Genomic DNA, 18300 nt, shown 5'->3' on the forward strand with positions numbered 1-18300 from the left:
GCCGGACCGAGGTCGGAGCCGCCGATGCCGATGTTGACGATGTTCTTGATGCGCTTGCCGGTGTGGCCGGTCCACTCGCCGGAGCGGACCCGGTCCGCGAAGCCGGCCATCTTGTCGAGCACGGCATGCACCTGTGGCACCACGTTCACGCCGTCGACCTCGATCACCGCGTCCCGCGGGGCGCGCAGCGCGGTGTGCAGGACCGCGCGGTCCTCGGTGACGTTGATCTTCTCGCCGCGGAACATGGCGTCCCGCAGCCCGAAGACGTCCGTGGCTGCGGCCAGCGCGTGGAGCAGCCGCAGTGTCTCGTCCGTGACGAGATGCTTCGAGTAGTCGAGGTGCAGGTCACCGACGCGGAGCGTGTAGCCGGTGCCGCGTCCGGGATCGGCGGCGAACAGCTCCCGCAACCGGACCTCGCCGAGCTCCTCACGGTGCTTGGCCAAGGCGGTCCACTCGGGCGTCTGGTTGAGCCTGGTACGGCCGTCTGCGTTCATTGCGACTTCAGCCTTCTTTCCTACCGACCTGGGGCCTGTCCCAACCTAATTGATCAACTCGCGGAGCGAGCGGTGGTCCCGTCGTCCTCCGGGGCAACAACAGGTACGTCCGGCTTGACCCCAGGTATCAGTGCGATGACCGACAGGACGAAGAAGGCGGCGGTGAGCAGGGCGGGCGTGTTCGGTCCCCAGGCGCCGGCCGCGGCACCGCCGAGGAGGGCGCCCAGCGGCGCTCCGGCGACGGCCAGGGTGCGGAAGGCGGCGCTGACCCGGCCCAGCATGTCGGCGGGGGTGCGCTGCTGCATCAGTGTGGTCGTGTTGACGTTCCACACCATGCTCATGAGCCCGAAGACCGCGAGGGCCGCCACGACAGCGGTCAGGCTGTGCACGGAGCCCATGACGACGAGGGCGCCGATCTGCACGAGGCCCGCGAGCAGCACGCTCCGCAGCGCGCCGAGCCGGGCGGTGATCCGCCGGTTCACCGCTCCCCCGGCCAGGCCGCCGACGGTGAACGCGGTGGTCGCCGCCGCGTATCCGGTAGTGCCCGCGTCCAGCCAGCCGGTCACCAGGATCACCAGGGTGGCGATCAGCGCGCCCATGCCGATGTTGCACAGGGCGGTCGCGGCGCACAGTCCGCGCAGGGGTCGGTCGCGCCACAGAGTGCGCAGCCCGTCCGCGATCTCTCCGCGCAGCGTGCCGCCCGCCGGTCTCGGCCCACGGTCGGGCGCCGTGATCCGCAGCGAGGCGACCAGCGCGGCGGCCACCAGGAAGGTCCCGGCGTCCGCGACGAAGGGCACGGCGGCACCCGCGGCGATCAGCACCGGCACCGCGGGCGCCCCCATCAGGCCGCCCGCGATCTTCTGCCCGGTCATCAGCCGGGCGTTGGCGCTGCCTAGGGCCGCGCGGTCGACCAGGGCCGGCAGCAGAGCCGTGGAGGCGTTGTCGAAGAGGGTCTGGAGGGTGGTCAGCGCGAAGGCCAGCGCGATGAGCAGAGCGATCGAGGCATGGCCGAGGACGACGGTCACGGCGAAGGCGGCGACGAGCAGCCCCCGTACCGAGTCCACGGCCCACATCGCACGCCGCTGGTCGACCCGGTCCGCGACGGCCCCGCCGAGGAGTCCGAAGAGCAGCCAGGGGAGGTATCCGCAGGCGGTGACGGAGGCGATGACGAGTGGATCGTCGGTGAGCCGCACGGCGAGGAGCGGCAGCGCGGCCGTACGCAGCGCGTCCCCGAACCGCGAGATCACGGCGGCGCTCCAGAGCCGCCCGAATCCCCCGCGCCACGCGGGCGCATGACCGCCCGTCATGTCGACCGTCGTCACAACTCCCCCTCACGATTCGCCTGTTCACAAACCGTAGAGGGCGCCACTGACAATCGGTCCGGAGGCGGTCGGCCGCCGGGGGCGGGAGACAGCTCCGGCCAGACACCTCGTGGGCGTCCGGCCGGTTCAACTCCTAGATTTCTCCCCGCAGTTTGGCGAGCGCCTCGGCGAGGATCGCCTCGCCGTCCGCGTCGCTGCGCCGCTCCCGTACATACGCGAGGTGCGTCTTGTAGGGCTCGGTGCGCGGCGGGTCCGGCGGGTTGTCCCGGTCCTGTCCGGCGGGAAAGCCGCAGCGCGGGCAGTCCCAGGTGTCGGGGACCTGCGCGTCGCTGGCGAAGCTGGGCTGCGTCTCGTGCCCGTTGGAGCACCAGAAGGAGATGCGCAGCCGGGGCGCGGACTCGCCACGCTCGGCCTCACCCATCGGCCCCGCCCCGACCCGGCTTCCTCGGATCGCGTTGCCACTTGCCACGGTCGTAACTCCCTGCGTGATGGTGCCGCGAAGCGAGTCGGCGTTGTCGCTCCGTTGCGAGCGCCTCAGTCTACGTAAGGCCCAACGCGCGTCCAGTGGTTGGAGTTACAGCCTCCACACCTAGACGCAAGCCCCATGATAGGCCGCGCTAAGCTGCGCGTACCGAACATGGGGCCTTACGTGCGGAATGTGCGAAGGAACGTGCGGTCAGTTCGTCTTCATCAGCAGGCCGAGTACGACGATGCAGGCGAACCAGAGAAGACCGAGCCCCACGGTGATGCGGTCGAGGTTGCGCTCGGCGACCGAAGAACCACCGACGGACGACGACATGCCGCCACCGAACATGTCGGAGAGACCGCCGCCCTTCCCCTTGTGCATCAGCACCAGCAGCATCAGCAGCAGGCTGAAGACGATCAGGGCGATCGAGAACCCCAAAACCACGGCTGGACCAACTTCCTCGGATTCGGATGGACGACGGGGACATGGCTGTGGAGCCATGTCCCCGCAAGGGTACGACGGATCGTCGCTAAGGCCTACTCACGGTCTCACTGGTCGCGGAAGCGCACGATCTTGACGAACTCGTCGGCGTCCAGCGAGGCACCGCCGACCAGAGCGCCGTCGACGTCGGGCTGGGCCATGATCTCGGCGACGTTGCCGGACTTCACGGAGCCGCCGTACTGGATGCGGACCTGGTCGGCCAGCTCCTGGGTGTACAGCTCGCCGAGCTTGCCGCGGATGGCCTGGCAGACCTCCTGGGCGTCCTCGGCTCCGCAGACCTTGCCGGTGCCGATGGCCCAGACGGGCTCGTAGGCGATGACGACCGACTCGGCCTGCTCGGCCGGGACGTCCTTGAGGCCGCCCTCGACCTGGGAGAGCGTGTGGGCGACGTGGTTGCCCGCCTCGCGGATCTCCAGTTCCTCGCCGACGCAAAGGATCGGGGTGAGGCCGTGCTTGTAGGCGGCCTTGACCTTGGCGTTGACGACGTCGTCGGTCTCCGCGTGGTACTGGCGGCGCTCGGAGTGGCCGACGGCCACGTAGGTGCACTTCAGCTTGGCCAGCATCGCACCGGAGATCTCGCCGGTGTAGGCCCCGGAGTCGTGCGCCGAGATGTCCTGGGCGCCGTACTTGATCTTGAGCTTGTCGCCGTCGACCAGGGTCTGCACGGAGCGCAGGTCGGTGAAGGGCGGCAGGACGGCGACCTCGACGGCCTCGTAGTCCTTGTCCGCGAGGGCGAAGGCGAGCTTCTGGACGTGGGCGATGGCCTCGAGGTGGTTGAGGTTCATCTTCCAGTTGCCCGCCATGATCGGCGTGCGCGTGCTCATGTAGGTCAGTCCTCCAGTGCGGCGAGGCCGGGGAGCGTCTTGCCCTCTAGGTATTCGAGGGAGGCGCCGCCGCCGGTCGAGATGTGGCCGAATGCCTTCTCGTCGAAGCCGAGCGTGCGCACGGCCGCGGCGGAGTCTCCGCCGCCGACGACGGTGAAGCCGTTCGATTCGACGAGGGCCTGGGCGACCGCCTTGGTGCCCTCGGCGTAGTCGGGGTGTTCGAAGACGCCCATGGGACCGTTCCAGAACACGGTCTCGGCGTCGGCGAGCTTGGTCGCGTACAGCTCACCGGTCTTCGGGCCGATGTCCAGGCCGAGCTGGCCCTCGGGCATCTTCTCCGCGTCGACGACGGTGTGCTCGGTGGACGCCTTGGCCTTCAGGTCCGGGAAGCCCGGGGACACCACCACGTCGACCGGGAGCACCAGCTCGACGCCCTCCTTGTTGGCCCGCTCCATGTACTCGGTGACGGCCGGGATCTGGTCCTCCTGAAGGAGGGAGGTGCCGACCTCGTAGCCCTTGGCCTTGAGGAAGGTGAAGGCCATGCCGCCGCCGATGAGGATGCGGTCGGCCTTGCCGAGGAGCTGGTCGATGACGGCGAGCTTGTCGGAGACCTTGGAGCCGCCGAGGGCGACGACATAGGGCCGCCGGACATCCTCGGTGAGCTTCTTCAGGACGCCGACCTCGGTGGCGATGAGGTAGCCGGCGTAGTGCGGCAGGCGGGCCGGGAGGTCGTACACGGAGGCGTGCTTGCGGTGCACGGCGCCGAAACCGTCGCCTACGTAGATGTCCGCCAGGGCGGCGAGCTGGTCGGCGAACTCGCCGCGCTCGACGTCGTCCTTGGAGGTTTCGCCCGCGTTGAAGCGCAGGTTCTCGATGACCGCGACCTGGCCGGGTTCGAGGCCGTTCACCGCGTCGTGGGCGGCGGGGCCGACGGTGTCCTGGGCGAACGCGACGGGCGCGCCGAGGAGTTCGGCGAGTCGCTCGGCGGGCTGGAGCAGGGAGAAGGCCGGGTCCGGGGCACCCTTGGGGCGGCCCAGGTGCGAGGCGACGACCACCTTGGCGCCCGCCTCGGCGAGGGCCTTGACGGTGGGCAGCACGGCGCGGATGCGGCCGTCGTCGGTGATGAGGCCGTCGGCCAGCGGGACGTTGAGGTCGGCGCGGACGAAGACCCGCTTGCCGGCCACGCCTTCGGCGAGAAGTTCGTCGATCGTCTTCATGAATGGGGCTCCTAGGGAGGGCTCTTCAGGTCCGAGAGGGCTGATCGATCACTACGTAGCGCAGGGCTCGGGCAGCGCGGCGTGCGCTGTCCGAGCCCTGGCTCACATCGAGTTGCCTGCTCTGGGAGTTAGAGCTGGCCGCCGACGAAGACGGTGAGGTCGACGAGGCGGTTGGAGTAGCCCCACTCGTTGTCGTACCAGCCGAGGATCTTCACCGTGTTGCCCTCCTGGACCATGGTCAGGGAGGAGTCGAAGGTGCAGGAGGCCGGGTCGCCGACGATGTCCGAGGAGACGATCTCGTCCTCGGTGTAGGTGAGGTAGCCCTTGAGGTCGCCGTCTTCGGAGGCCTTCTTGAACGCGGCGTTGACCTCGTCCTTGGTGGTCTCGCGGGCCAGCGTCACGACCAGGTCGGTGGCCGAGCCGGTCGGGACCGGGACGCGCATCGCGATGCCGTCGAGCTTGCCCTTGAGCTGCGGGAGCACCAGGGCGGTCGCCTTGGCGGCACCGGTCGTCGTCGGGATGATGTTCTCGGCGGCGGCGCGGGCGCGGCGGAGGTCCTTGTGCGGGAAGTCCAGGATGCGCTGGTCGTTCGTGTACGCGTGGACCGTCGTCATCAGGCCCTTGACGATGCCGAAGTTCTCGTCGAGAACCTTGGCCATCGGCGCCACGCAGTTGGTGGTGCAGGAGGCGTTCGAGATGACGTGGTGGTTGGCCGCGTCGTACTTGTCCTGGTTGACGCCCATCACGATGGTGATGTCCTCGTCCTTGGCCGGAGCCGAGATGAGGACCTTCTTGGCGCCGCCGGCGATGTGCTTCTCGGCGTCGGCCTTCTTCGTGAAGATGCCGGTCGACTCGATGACGATGTCGACGCCGAGGTCGCCCCACGGGATGTCGGAGGGGTTGCGCTCGGAGAGCACCTTGATGGTGTGGCCGTCGACGGTGATGGTGTCGGCGGTGTGCGACACCTCGGCCTTGAGGCGGCCCAGGATGGTGTCGTACTTGAGCAGGTGAGCGGTGGTCGCGGTGTCACCCAGGTCGTTGACAGCCACGATCTCGATGTCAGCACCCTGCTCCAGCAGCGCGCGGAAGTAGTTACGACCGATGCGGCCAAAGCCGTTGATGCCTACGCGGATCGTCACGAACCGATCTCCTCGTTGGTACGCCGGGTTCGAATCCGGCGAGCTGTATGGGATGTCCCCGACCGCCTACGACCCTACCTCCCTGAGCCCTCCGTGGTGACATCGAGATGCCCCATACACGGCAGTGCGGTCCGTACCCGCCAGTAGGAGTACGGACCGCACTTGATGTTCATGACATCGTCATACCGAGTCGGCTCGGAACCAGGTCCGGGTCAGCTCTGGAGAGCCGCCAGCGCCTTCTTCAGCAGGGCCGCGCGGTCGGCGGCCGAGGTGACCTGTTCCAGGCCGAAGCCCAGCATCACGGTGCGGTCGGTGGTGACCGCGCCGTACGTCTGGAACAGGGCTCCGGTGCGGGTCCAGTCCTTCAGGGCCGCCGGGCTGCCCGGAGGGGGTCCTGACACGCTCCAGGCGCCGAGAGAGGTCTCGAAGCCCTCGGTCTGGGTCGCCGTACCGCCGACGACGAGCGAGGCGTCGTCGGCGAGGACGCCGTGACCGCCGGAGCCCGGGTCGGTGATGTAACTCAGCGACACCTCGACCGACTTGCCGGCGTAGGCGCTCAGGTCGAAGTTGACCTGCTGCCAGCCGTCGGAGGCGCCGGTGAGGCTGTTCCACGCGCCGGTGGAGCCGGTCGCGGTGCAGCCGCTGGTGGCGAAGGTCAGGTAGTGCTTGAGCCAGGGGTGCTCGGCGACCAGGAATCCGGCCTCGCACTCCGAGGGCGGGGCGGTGCTGGTGGCGCCGCCGGCCTCCGGGAGCGTGGTCCAGTCGTCGGCCCCGGTCGTGTGGATCTCGACCACGGCGTGGTCGTAGCCGGGTTCGGTGTCCCACAGCAGTTCGCTACGGAGCGTGGGCTTGTCGGACGCGGTCACGCCGGTGAGGTCGATGGTGCGGGTGAGGCGCTTGTAGGCGTCGTCGGTGTGGACGGCTGCGGCCATGTAGGAACCCGAGTAGGGCCCGTACGGGTTGACGGTCCCGGCGAACTGGCCCGCTCCGGCGCTCGCGAACTGCGGGTAGGTGGCCGGGGACAGCGAGTCGGAGGTGACGCTGTAACTCCCGGCCCGGTCCAGCGGGTTGCCGGGCGCGTCGCCGAGCGCCCCGGTGAAGCCGGCGAGCTTGCCGGAGCCGGTGAAGCCGGTGGCCCCGGGGAGGGACGTACGGGAGTAGGCGCCCAGGTAGTACTGGCTGAAGTCGTTCGAGGGAGTGCCGTCGCCGAGGTCGACGCTGCCACCGGCCTGTTCGCCGGCCTCGATCAGCTTGCCGCCCTCGTTGAGGAAGGCGCGCAGTTGGAGCTGGGTGTCGTTGCCGGGGCCGGCCGGGCCCGAGTAGTGGACGACCGTCTTGAAGTGGTCGAGCACGCCGAGCGCGTCGGGCGCGCCCTGGGTGGCGACGTCCCAGACGACCGCCTTGCGGCCGTTGGCCTTCAGCGCGTCGACGTAGGCCTGTGTCTGGGTGGCGGCGGCACCTTCTTCAGCGACCACAAGAGTGTCCGCGACCGCCCTCTTGGCCACCGTGTAGGTGAAGTGGGCGCTGGAGGTGGGCTTCCCGGCCTTCGTCTCACCGGTGAACCACACCTCGACCTTGTCGCCCTGGTCGCCGTCCTTGACCTTGGCCCGGTACTCGTCGAAGTACAGGTTGTCGTCACCGCCGTAGGTCTGGCCGCCCTTCCAGGGCCTGAGCGCCATGTCCTGCGTACGGCCGCCGTTGACGCGGTACTTGAGCTCCTTGTCGCGCACGGACTTCCGTACGACGACGGAGACCTCCTGGTCGGCGCCGCGCGAGTACGACGTCGTGAAGGTGGCCGGGGTGAAGTCGGCGGCGCTGAGGCCGACCGAGGACTTCGGCTGGTCGGGGTGGGCGGCGGTCTCCGCGACGGAGAGCGCGAAGGGGATGTTCTTCGCGAACTCGTCCTGGATCAGCTTCTCGTCGTCGGGGTAGTTGAAGACGGACTGGCAGTCGGCCGCGTTCCAGGCGTCGTTCGGGTCGATGTTCGACGCGGTCTGGCAGGTCGACATCTCCGGGGTGAACATCGACATGCCGTTGACGTTCGACGCGTGGCCGTCCGCCTCGCCGTTGGTCGTGTACAGCTCCGAGGAGACCTGTGAGCGGTAGCCCGGGATCGCCGGGTTGTCCGGGGTGCCGGCGAGCGCCTTGTAGAGCACGTCGTCCGGGGTCGGTGTGGCGACCTGCCAGCCGACTCCGTAGAGGAGGAGTTCGGCGGCGGAGTGGTAGTTGATGCCGTAGGAGAAGCCGATCCGCTTCTCGAAGTTGTCCAGCGCCTGGGTCTCGGGCTCGGAGGCGGGGGCCGTGCCCCGGTAGGTCTCGCTGGTGGGGTTGGGGGACGAACCCTCGTCGTCGTAGCCCCACTTGTAGGCGAAGTTGCGGTTGAGGTCGACGCCGTCGCCGGTGGAGATGGTGCCGTCGCCGTTGACGTCCCGCAGGTTCTTGCGCCACAGGCGGGTGTCGGAGTTCTGGAAGGTGTAGTCGTAGCCGTCCGGGTTGGCGGACAGCACGAACCAGAGCTCGGTGGAGTCGACGATCTTCTTTACGCGCTGGTCGGTCTTGTAGTTGTCCAGGTAGTAGTGCATCAGCCGGCGGGTCATCTCCGGCGTGATCCACTCGCGCGCGTGCTGGTTGGACACGTACAGCACCGAGGGCTTGGAGCCGTCCTTGGTCGTCTTCGCGTTCTTGGTCAGTTTGAGCGCGAGGATGTCCTGGCCGTCGATGGTCTTCCCGATCGACTCGACCTTGGCGAGGCCGGGGTTGGCCTGCCCGGTCCTGACGATCTCCTCCTCCAGCCCACCGCTTCCGCTGTACGGCCGGAACACGCCCTGTGCCGCGTCCTCGACGCGGGTCTCGGCCTTGGCCGACAGGGTGTGCTCGGTGAGGTCGACGCCCTGCTTCTCCAGCTTCTGGGCCTGCTGGTCGGTGAGGTAGACCTCGACGGCGGTCTTTCCGGAGGCGGAGAACTGGTTGTCGCCGAGTTCGTGCGCGTCCTGTCCGGCCTTCAGGAGCAGGGGTATCTGCTTCTGGGTGACGTCGGCGTGGAAGACCTTGACCTCGTCCGGGTCCGGCTTCGCGGAGACTCCGCCCTGCGCCTGGGCGATGGGCGCGATACTCGCTCCAGCGATCAGGAGCGTGCCGACAGCGAGGATCGATCTCGCTCTGTGTCTCATGAACCCCCCTAGCGGTTGTCCGCCACAGCGGCGAACAGTTGCCAGGCTCATGACACTTCATGATCGAGTCAAGGGCGCCTCAACGAAATACAAACGCCGGTGGGGATGGCCCAAGAGGTCATCCCCACCGGCGTGTTGAGGAACCGTCAGCCGACCAGGTTGTCGGCCATCTCCTCGGTGATGCTGGACTCCGTGCCCGGGATGCCGAGGTCCTGGGCCCGCTTGTCGGCCATCGCCAGGAGGCGGCGGATACGGCCGGCCACCGCGTCCTTGGTGAGGGGCGGGTCGGCGAGGGCGCCCAGTTCCTCCAGGGAGGCCTGCTTGTGGTCCATGCGCAGCCGGCCCGCGGCGGCGAGGTGCTCGGGGACCTCGTCGGCGAGGATCTCCAGCGCGCGCTGCACCCGGGCACCGGCGGCGACGGCCGCGCGGGCCGAGCGGCGCAGGTTGGCGTCGTCGAAGTTGGCGAGACGGTTCGCCGTGGCGCGCACCTCGCGGCGCATCCGGCGCTCCTCCCAGGCCAGCACCGACTCGTGCGCGCCGAGTCGGGTGAGCAGGGCGCCGATCGCGTCGCCGTCGCGCACGACCACCCGGTCGACCCCGCGCACCTCGCGCGCCTTCGCCGCGATCGACAGCCGGCGGGCGGCGCCGACCAGTGCGAGCGCGGCCTCGGGACCCGGGCAGGTCACCTCCAGGGAGGAGGACCGGCCGGGCTCGGTCAGCGAGCCGTGGGCCAGGAACGCGCCGCGCCAGGCCGCCTCCGCGTCACACGTGGCCCCCGACACCACCTGCGGCGGCAGACCCCGGATCGGGCGTCCGCGGCCGTCCACGAGCCCCGTCTGCCGCGCGAGCTGATCGCCGCCCGCGACCACCCGGACGACGTAACGGGAGCCGCGGCGCAGTCCGCCGGGCGCCATCACGATCAGTTCGGAACTGTGGCCGAAGATCTCCAGGATGTCCCGCTTGAGCCGGCGCGCCGCCATCGCGGTGTCCAGCTCCGCCTCGATCACAATGCGCCCGCTCACCAGGTGGAGGCCTCCGGCGAACCGCAGAATGGCGGAGACCTCCGCCTTCCTGCAGCAGGTCCGGGTGACGGGGAGCCGGGAGATCTCATCCTTCACCGCTGCCGTCATCGCCATGGGCCGATCCTTCCATGCATCCGAAAAATACGGTCGTACGCGGCGGCCAACAGCTCCGGGTCGTGCCTTGGAGTTCCGTCCGGCCGGGCCACCGGCGCCAGCTCGACCGCGGCGTCGAGCCGCTTGGCGGCTTCGGTGAGCGACGCGCGATCGGGCACGGCGGCCTCGTCGGCCAGCACCACGTCCAGGGCGAGTTTAGGGGCGTGTCGTCCCAAAACCTCCAAATGACGCTGCGGGGAGAAGCCATCGGTTTCTCCGGGCTGCGGAGCGAGGTTCAGGGAGAGTACCCGGCGCGCCTTCGTCTCCGTGAGCGCGTCGAGCAGTTCCGGCACCAGCAGGTGCGGGATGACCGACGAGAACCAGGAGCCGGGACCGAGCACCACCCAGTCCGCGTCGAGCACGGCGGCGACGGCCTCGGGCACGGCCGGCGGGTCGTGCGGCACGAGGTGCACGGACTGCACCTCGCCGGGCGTGAGCGCCACGGTCGCCTGTCCCCGGACGGTGTCGATGTCGTCGGGCCGCGCCGGGTCGTGCCCCTTGACCAGGGCCTGCAGCTCCAGCGGTACGGCGGACATCGGCAGCACGCGCCCGTGCGCGCCGAGCAGCTTGCCGACCAGGTCGAGGGCCTGGACATGGTCCCCGAGCTGCTCCCACAGGGCGACGATCAGCAGATTGCCGACCGCGTGCTCGTGCAGGTCGCCCTTGGACTGGAAGCGGTGCTGGATGACGCGGGCCCAGGTCTGGCCCCAGTCGTCGTCGCCGCACAGCGCGGCCAGCGCCTTGCGCAGGTCGCCCGGGGGCAGCACGCCCAGTTCGTCCCGCAGGCGTCCGCTGGAGCCGCCGTCGTCGGCCACGGTGACGACGGCGGTGAGGTCGCCGGTGATCCGGCGCAGTGCGGTGAGCGAGGCGGACAGGCCCATGCCGCCGCCGAGGGCGACCACCTTGGGCTGGGTGCCGCGCCGGCGCGGCTTGCCGCCGCGGGCTTCCACCGGCCTGGTCGTGCGTCCCTCGGGCACCACTCGGCGGAGCCTGCCCAGCCGTGGGCTACGTCCCGTCATTCCCGTCCCATGTCCCGGTGTACGACCACCGTCTCCACACCCTCGGCGACGAGCCGCGCGGCGAGCTTCTCCGCCGTGGCGACCGAGCGGTGCTTGCCGCCGGTGCAGCCGATCGCGATCGTCACGTACCGCTTGCCCTCACGCCGGTAGCCGGCCGCGATCAGGCGCAGCAGCTCGGCGTACCGGTCCAGGAACTCCTTGGCGCCGGGCTGGTTGAAGACGTACGCCGAGACCTCCTCGTTGAGGCCGTTGAAGGGGCGCAGCTCCGGGATCCAGTGCGGGTTGGGCAGGAAGCGCATGTCGGCGACCAGGTCGGCGTCGACCGGCAGGCCGTACTTGAAGCCGAAGGACATGACGGTGGCCCGCAGTTCGGGCTCTTCCTCGCCGGCGAACTGGGCGTCCATCTTGGCGCGCAGTTCGTGGACGTTGAGGCTGGAGGTGTCGATGACGAGGTCGGCGTCGCCGCGCAGTTCGCGCAGCAGTTCGCGCTCGGCGTCGATGCCGTCGACGATGCGGCCGTCGCCCTGGAGGGGGTGCGGGCGGCGCACGGACTCGAAGCGGCGCACCAGGGCGTCGTCGGAGGACTCCAGGAAGACGATCCGCCGGGTGACGTGCTTGGACGCCAGGTCGGCGAGGGAGTCGCGGAGGTTGTCGAAGAAGCGTCGGCCGCGTACGTCGACGACGACCGCGATCCGCGCCACGTTGCCCTGGGAGCGGGCGCCCAGTTCCACCATGGTGGGGATCAGGGCGGGCGGGAGGTTGTCGACGACGAACCAGCCGAGGTCCTCCAGACACTTGGCGGCCGTGGACCGCCCGGCTCCGGACATGCCGGAGATGATCACCAGCTCGGGGATGGCCGTCTCGGGCACTCCGCCGGCTGTCGCGCTGTCCGTACTCACCTGTGCTCCGTCGTTCTGGACCGCTGGCTGCGGAGCCTGATCCTCGCCCGGTTCCTTGTGCGTCCGATCTCGGTCCGCTGTGGGCTGCTTCTCTTGTTCCGTCATGTCTCCTGCCCCCGTCGCTCGTCCGGGGCGCCCGCGGGTACGGGATCCCCTGGGGCACCCGCCGTCGTCCCGGGTGTCCCGTCTTCCGTGTCTTCCATGATCTCTCCAGTCGCCGTGTTCACGGCGGGTGCGGCCGGGGCCGCCTGGGCGAGGGCCACCGCGATGGTCTCGGCGGTCTTGCGACCTATGCCGGGAACCTCGCAGATCTGGTCGATTGTCGCGGACCGCAGCTTCTTCACCGACCCGAAGTGCTTGATCAGCGCCTGCTTGCGTGTCTCGCCGAGGCCGGGCACGTCGTCCAGGGGGCTCGCCCGGAAGCGCTTGGCGCGCTTGGCACGCTGATAGGTGATCGCGAAGCGGTGGGCCTCGTCGCGGACGCGCTGGAGGAGGTAGAGGCCCTCGCTGGTGCGGGGCAGGACCACGGGGTCGTCCTCGTCGGGGAGCCAGACCTCCTCAAGGCGCTTGGCGAGGCCGCACACGGCGATGTCGTCGATGCCCAGCTCGTCGAGCGCCTTCTTGGCGGCGGCGACCTGCGGCTGCCCGCCGTCCACGACGACGAGCTGCGGCGGGTAGGCGAACCGCTTGGGACGCCCCTCGTCGTCCTTGAGGTCCGTCAACTCGTCGCCGTCCACCCACTCCCCCGTCTTCTCCTTCTCGGCAAGATAGCGCCGGAAGCGGCGGGTGATCACCTCGTGCATGGAGCGGACGTCGTCCTGGCCCTCGAAGCCCTTGATCTGGAAGCGGCGGTACTCGCTCTTGCGCGACAGGCCGTCCTCGAAGACGACCATCGACGCCACGACGTCGTCGCCCTGGAGGTGCGAGATGTCGTAGCACTCGATCCGCAGGGGAGCGCTCTCCAGGTCGAGGGCTTCGGAGATCTCCTCCAGGGCGCGCGAGCGGGTGGTGAGGTCGGAGGCGCGCTTGGTCTTGTGGAGGATCAATGACTGCTGGGCGTTGCGCGCGACGGTCTCCATGAGGGACTTCTTGTCGCCGCGCTGCGGGATGCGCAGCGACACGTTCGCCCCGCGCCGGTCCGTGAGCCACTGCTGGACCGGCTCCACCGGGTCGGGCAGGGCCGGGACGAGGACCTCCTTGGGGACCGAGTCCCCGGTCTCCTCGCCGTAGAGCTGCTGGAGCGCGTGTTCGACGAGGGCTCCGGTGGTGACGTCCTCGACCTTGTCGGTGACCCAGCCGCGCTGGCCGCGCACGCGTCCGCCGCGGACGTGGAAGATCTGGACGGCCGCCTCCAGCTCGTCCTCGGCGACCGCGATCAGGTCGGCGTCGGTGGCGTCGGCGAGGACGACCGCGCTCTTCTCCATGGCCTTGCGAAGGGCCTCGATGTCGTCGCGCAGGCGGGCCGCCCGCTCGTACTCCATCTCCTCGGCCGCGTCCGTCATCCGCTGCTCCAGGCGGCGGATGTACGTGCCGGTGCGGCCGGCCATGAAGTCGCAGAACTCCTCGGCCAGTTCGCGGTGCTCCTCCTCGGAGACGCGGCCGACGCAGGGGGCGGAGCACTTGCCGATGTAACCGAGCAGACAGGGGCGGCCGGTGCGGGCGGCGTTCTTGAAGACGCCGGCCGAGCAGGTGCGGACGGGGAACACGCGCAGCAGGAGGTCCACCGTGTCGCGGATCGCCCACGCGTGGCCGTACGGCCCGAAGTAGCGGACGCCCTTCTTCTTGTGACCGCGCATCACCTGCACCCGCGGGTACTCCTCGTTCATCGTCACCGCGAGATACGGGTAGCTCTTGTCGTCGCGGTACTTGACGTTGAACCGGGGGTCGTACTCCTTGATCCAGGAGTACTCCAACTGCAGCGCCTCGACCTCCGTGGACACCACCGTCCACTCCACCGACGCGGCCGTGGTGACCATCGTGCGCGTGCGCGGGTGGAGTCCGGCCAGGTCCTGGAAGTAGTTCGCCAGGCGCTGGCGCAGGCTTTTCGCCTTCCCGACGTAGATCACCCGGCGGTGCTCGTCGCGGAACTTGTAGACCCCGGGCGAGTCCGGGATCTCTCCCGGCCTGGGGCGGTAGCTGGAGGGGTCGGCCATGTTTCACACCCTACTGGCGCGGGGTGACAGCGCGGCGGGGCTGTGGACAACGCCCGGCATGCCTCGCGGAACTCCTACCGCGACTCCAGAAACGTGAGAACCGCCAGCACACGGCGGTGGTCGTCGGCGGCCTCCGGAAGGCGGAGTTTGCCCAGGATGCTGCGGACGTGTTTCTCGATGGTGCCCTCGGTGACCCACAGGCGGCGGCCGATGCCGGCGTTGGAGCGGCCCTCCGCCATCAGCGCCAGGACCTCGCGTTCCCGGTTGCTGAGGACGGAGAGCGGGTCGTCCCGGCGCCGCGCCGAGAACAGCTCGTGCACCAAGGAGGGGTCGACGACCGAGCCGCCCTTGTGGATGCGGTCGAGGGCCTCGATGAAGTCGTCGACGACCGTGACCCGGCTCTTGAGGAGATACCCGACCTTGTGCCCGCCGGCCAGCAGCTCCAGGGCCTCCTCGACCTCGACGTAGGCCGAGAGGACGAGGATGCCGGTGTCGGGGTGGCGCTCACGGATCGTACGAGCCGCCTTCAGGCCCTCGGTGGAGTGGTCGGGCGGCATCCTGATGTCGACGATCGCGAGGTCGGGCCGCTCGGTGTCGACCAGTTCCAGGAGTCCCACCGCGTCACCGGCCTGGCCCGCCACCTCGTAGCCCAGGCGTGCGCACAGGCTCGCCAGGCCCTCCCTGAGCAGGACGTCGTCGTCGGCGAGGACGACCCGTCCCCGCGCGGTCTGCTGCGATGCGTCCATCGTCCCGGCTCCCCCTGCCCGACCCGCTGCCGTGCGCCACGGACAGCCTGCCGGACCTGGTCGGGTACGGCTAGCAGGTACGGGAATTGGGGGGTGCCCGTGACGACATGGGGCCGCGTCCGGGCGATTCTCATAGCAGAACAGAACAGAGCAGACGCGAGCGGACCGGTCGTGGGCCGCGCCAAGCGTCCAGGGCCGGCCCTGACCCCGCACGGTGGAATCCACCACCCCCAGAGCCGGACGGTCGCCTCTCCGTCCGAGAAGACCGCCCGACGCGTACGCGACGTCACCGAGTCCACGGCTCCCCCGGCCTGGACCCCATGGCGTACGCCTCGGGCGGTCACACCCCTGTCCGGGGCAGCGGCAGTCGTACGGTGAGGGTCGTGCCCTTCCCCGGTGGGCTGCCGACGTGCAGCTTGCCGCCGATCGCCTCGACGCGGTCGACGAGTCCGATGAGCCCGGAACCGTGCCCGAGGTCGGCGCCGCCCACTCCGTCGTCGGCGATCGTCACCTCCAGGACGTCGTCCTCGACGCGCGCCGACACCCGCACGAAGCTCGCGCGCGCGTGCTTGGCCGCGTTGGTGAGGCACTCGGAGGTCACGTAGTAGACGGCGACCTCGGTCTGTTCCGGGAGGCGGCCGGCGGGCAGGCGCAGATCGAGTTCCACGGGGACGGCGGAGCGGCGGGCCAGCGCGCGCAGGGCCGGGCCCAGGCCACCCTTGGAGAGGATCGCGGGGTGGATGCCGCGCGCGACCTGGAGCAGGTCGGCGAAGGCGTCGTCCAGGCCCTTGGCGATGTGGTCCAACTGCTCGGCGAGGTCCTCCGGCTGCTCCTCCAGCATCGACTGGGCCGTTCTGAGGTCGAGTTGGAGGGAGACGATCCGCTGTTGGACGCCGTCGTGCAGATCGCGTTCGATACGGCGTCTGGAGGCGTCCCCAGCGGCCACCACGCGCGCGCGTGACGCGGTGAGCTGGTCCCGGCTGTCGGCGTTGGCCAGGGCGGTGGCGACGAGTTCGGTGAAGTCGGCGAGCCGGGACTCGGTGCCCGGGGGCAGCGGTTCGGGTCCGGCGGCGCTCGCGACGACGGCACCCCACAGCCGGTCGTCCACGACGATGGGCGCGCCCACCGAGCCGCCCACGCGCGCGGGGCGTGCGGTTCGCCCCACCTCCGCGGCCACGGCCGTGTCGGCCTCGACGGCGGGGCCGTGGGCGGAACCGAGGACGGTGGTGGCGCCGTCGGTGCCGTAGCGCAGCACCGCGGCGGGGCCGCTGCTCAGCACCCTGCCCACCTGATGGGCGACTTCGGAGAACACCTCGTGCGGTGGCACCCCGCGGGCGACGAGGGTGGCGACCCGGCGCAGCGCGGTCTGTTCACGGGCGGTGCGGCGGCTCTCGGTGACATCGCGCGCGGCGCCGTAGATGAGGCCCTCTCCGGTGACCGGGCGGGCGCTCCACTGGAGCCAGCGTTCGGTGCCGTCGTCCCGGAGGAAGCGGTTCTCGAACTCGCCCAGTTCGGCGCCGTCGGCCAGCTCGTCGAGGACGGCACGCGTGCGTGCCCGGTCCTCGGGGTGGACGAACTCCAGCCACGGTCTGCTCAGCAGGGTCTCGGCGGAGTGGCCGAGGGTCCGCTCGAAGGCGGGGTTCACGCGCTTGAAGTAGCCGTCGAGTCCGGCGATGCACAACAGGTCGAGGGAGAGGTGGAAGATGCTCGCCAGCTCCTGCTCGGCCTGGTCGCGCCGCCCGTGGGCCGCGGCGAAGGAGGCCATGGTGCCGTTCATGCCGCCGAGCAGTTGCGCCCAGGTCCCCTCGAACGAGGCGACGTCCGCGCGGTGGCCGAGCCGGTTGTCGTCGATCGCCGTGTTCATGGTGTTGATCTCGGCGGCGAGCCGTTCGGTGGTCACCCTCAGTTCGCGGAACGTGTCGGCGACGGCGCCGAGTTCGTCCCGGCCGGCGTACCGGATGTCGTACGACAGATCGCCCTCGGACAGCGCCCGGGCGCCCGCGGACACCTCACTGAGCGGCCGGGTGATCGACAGGCGCAGGGTGAGCGCGAGCACGGTGACGGCGGCCAGTACGGCCAGCGACACGGTCAGGTCGCGCGTCTCGCGGGCCCGCGCGGTGGCGAGGTCGCGCCGGGCGTCCCGGCCCAGTTCGGTGGCGGCCCGGTGCTGGATGCCGCGCAGGGCGTCGATGCGCCGGGTCGACGCGGTCAGCCAACTGCCGTACGACGGCCAGGCATTCCGGTCGGCGTGCGGGTCGGCGAGGGTCTCGCGGGTCTGGCGGACGACGAGGCCGGGGTGCTGGAGGAGGATGACGTACAGGCTGACCTTGAGGCCGGCGGGCGCGGTCTGGCCGAAGTCGTCCAGGAGCGCCTTCTCCAGGGCCGACCAGCGGTCCGTGGCGGTGGCCTGCGGGGCCTCGGGAGTGTCGAAGAGCACGGCGAGTTCGGTGCGTTCGCGTTCGGCGGCCTCGATGGCGTTCAGGAGCGCGACGTGGGCGTCGGCCGCCTGCCCCGAGGTGCGGGTCGGACGGCCGGACTCCAGGGTGGCGGTCAGTTCCAGGAGGTCGTTCTCGATCGTGTCGTACTGGTCGGCGAGTTGGGGCGCGGTGAGCGAGCCGGTGCCCGTCTGGAACCGCAGGGCGTGCAGTTGGCGGTTCCGCGCGTCGAGTCGGCCGCGCACGTCGGGCGACCCGGTCCACTCGGCCGTGTCGCGGAGGGCCGCGTCCAACGCGCGGTCGGTGGCGTGCTGAGCCCCGGCGCGTTCCTTCAGGGTCGCCGGTCCCGGGCGGAGCCGGGCCTTCACGGCGGCGATACGTTCCCCGGCGAGGGCGTCGGTCAGCGCGGTGGTCCGGAACGACAGCTCGGTCGCCGTACGGAAGTCCCGCATCGTCTGCGCGTCGCGCCACTGGGAGACGGTGCCGAAGACGGTGAAGGCCATCATGCCGGTCACCGGAAGCAGCACCAGGAGCATCAGCTTGCGGCCGACGCGCAGCCGCGCGAGCAAGGGGGCGCGGAGGGCGGCGGCGGGCGCGGAGCGACCGGTCCGGGGGCGGAGCCCCGCGAGCACCCTGCGGAGCGGGCCCGGGGACAGGCGGCGGCGCACGACCGGCCCTCAGCGGCCGGTGGGCGGGAAGGAGCGAGGGTGGTGGCTCACGTGCCCAGCCTGCCGCGAACC

Annotated in this window: 13 protein-coding genes and 1 pseudogene; all 14 read right to left on the reverse strand. The window is 70.3% G+C overall.

Annotated features, from left to right (window positions below; translation table 11 throughout):
- Positions 1–494: pseudogene (locus tag ABZT04_RS31865) on the reverse strand (glucose-6-phosphate isomerase); the annotation flags it as partial.
- 53 nt (positions 495–547) lie between these two features.
- Positions 548–1816: an MFS transporter gene (locus ABZT04_RS31870; protein ID WP_356060437.1), complete on the reverse strand. Its 1269-nt coding sequence runs from the start codon at positions 1814–1816 to the stop codon at positions 548–550.
- 133 nt (positions 1817–1949) lie between these two features.
- A complete protein-coding gene (locus tag ABZT04_RS31875; RefSeq protein WP_003957010.1) occupies positions 1950–2285 on the reverse strand; it encodes an RNA polymerase-binding protein RbpA in 336 nt (111 codons plus the stop codon).
- A 207-nt stretch (positions 2286–2492) separates the two neighbouring features.
- The gene (secG, locus tag ABZT04_RS31880) at positions 2493–2726 is read right to left on the reverse strand and encodes a preprotein translocase subunit SecG (protein ID WP_356060438.1); all 234 of its coding nucleotides are present in this window, start codon (positions 2724–2726) and stop codon (positions 2493–2495) included.
- A 104-nt stretch (positions 2727–2830) separates the two neighbouring features.
- A complete protein-coding gene (tpiA, locus tag ABZT04_RS31885; RefSeq protein ID WP_356060439.1) occupies positions 2831–3607 on the reverse strand; it encodes a triose-phosphate isomerase in 777 nt (258 codons plus the stop codon).
- A gap of 5 nt (positions 3608–3612) precedes the next feature.
- Positions 3613–4824, reverse strand: coding sequence for a phosphoglycerate kinase (locus tag ABZT04_RS31890; protein ID WP_356060440.1), 1212 nt, complete (start codon positions 4822–4824; stop codon positions 3613–3615).
- A 128-nt stretch (positions 4825–4952) separates the two neighbouring features.
- A complete protein-coding gene (gene gap / locus ABZT04_RS31895) occupies positions 4953–5963 on the reverse strand; it encodes a type I glyceraldehyde-3-phosphate dehydrogenase (RefSeq protein ID WP_356060441.1) in 1011 nt (336 codons plus the stop codon).
- Between the two features lie 212 nt (positions 5964–6175).
- Positions 6176–9133 (reverse strand): M14 family zinc carboxypeptidase, encoded by a 2958-nt coding sequence (locus ABZT04_RS31900; RefSeq protein WP_356060442.1) that lies wholly within the window; start codon positions 9131–9133, stop codon positions 6176–6178.
- A 146-nt stretch (positions 9134–9279) separates the two neighbouring features.
- A complete protein-coding gene (gene whiA / locus ABZT04_RS31905; RefSeq protein ID WP_329555556.1) occupies positions 9280–10269 on the reverse strand; it encodes a DNA-binding protein WhiA in 990 nt (329 codons plus the stop codon).
- Positions 10260–11327, reverse strand: coding sequence for a uridine diphosphate-N-acetylglucosamine-binding protein YvcK (gene yvcK / locus ABZT04_RS31910; RefSeq protein WP_355912985.1), 1068 nt, complete (start codon positions 11325–11327; stop codon positions 10260–10262). Before yvcK ends, whiA begins: the two co-directional genes overlap by 10 nt.
- Positions 11324–12331 (reverse strand): RNase adapter RapZ, encoded by a 1008-nt coding sequence (rapZ, locus tag ABZT04_RS31915; RefSeq protein WP_355912988.1) that lies wholly within the window; start codon positions 12329–12331, stop codon positions 11324–11326. The genes yvcK and rapZ overlap by 4 nt, the downstream gene beginning before the upstream one ends.
- Complete coding sequence (gene uvrC, locus ABZT04_RS31920; protein WP_356060443.1) at positions 12328–14379, reverse strand: excinuclease ABC subunit UvrC; 2052 nt, start codon at positions 14377–14379, stop codon at positions 12328–12330. Before uvrC ends, rapZ begins: the two co-directional genes overlap by 4 nt.
- A gap of 74 nt (positions 14380–14453) precedes the next feature.
- On the reverse strand, positions 14454–15125 hold the full coding sequence (locus ABZT04_RS31925; protein ID WP_356060444.1) for a response regulator transcription factor: 672 nt from the start codon (positions 15123–15125) through the stop codon (positions 14454–14456).
- Positions 15126–15465: 340 nt separating this feature from the next.
- The gene (locus ABZT04_RS31930) at positions 15466–18096 is read right to left on the reverse strand and encodes a nitrate- and nitrite sensing domain-containing protein (protein WP_356060516.1); all 2631 of its coding nucleotides are present in this window, start codon (positions 18094–18096) and stop codon (positions 15466–15468) included.
- Between the last annotated feature and the right edge of the window lie 204 nt (positions 18097–18300).

Source organism: Streptomyces sp. NPDC005492 (genome assembly GCF_040605995.1).
Classification (GTDB): Bacteria; Actinomycetota; Actinomycetes; order Streptomycetales; family Streptomycetaceae; genus Streptomyces.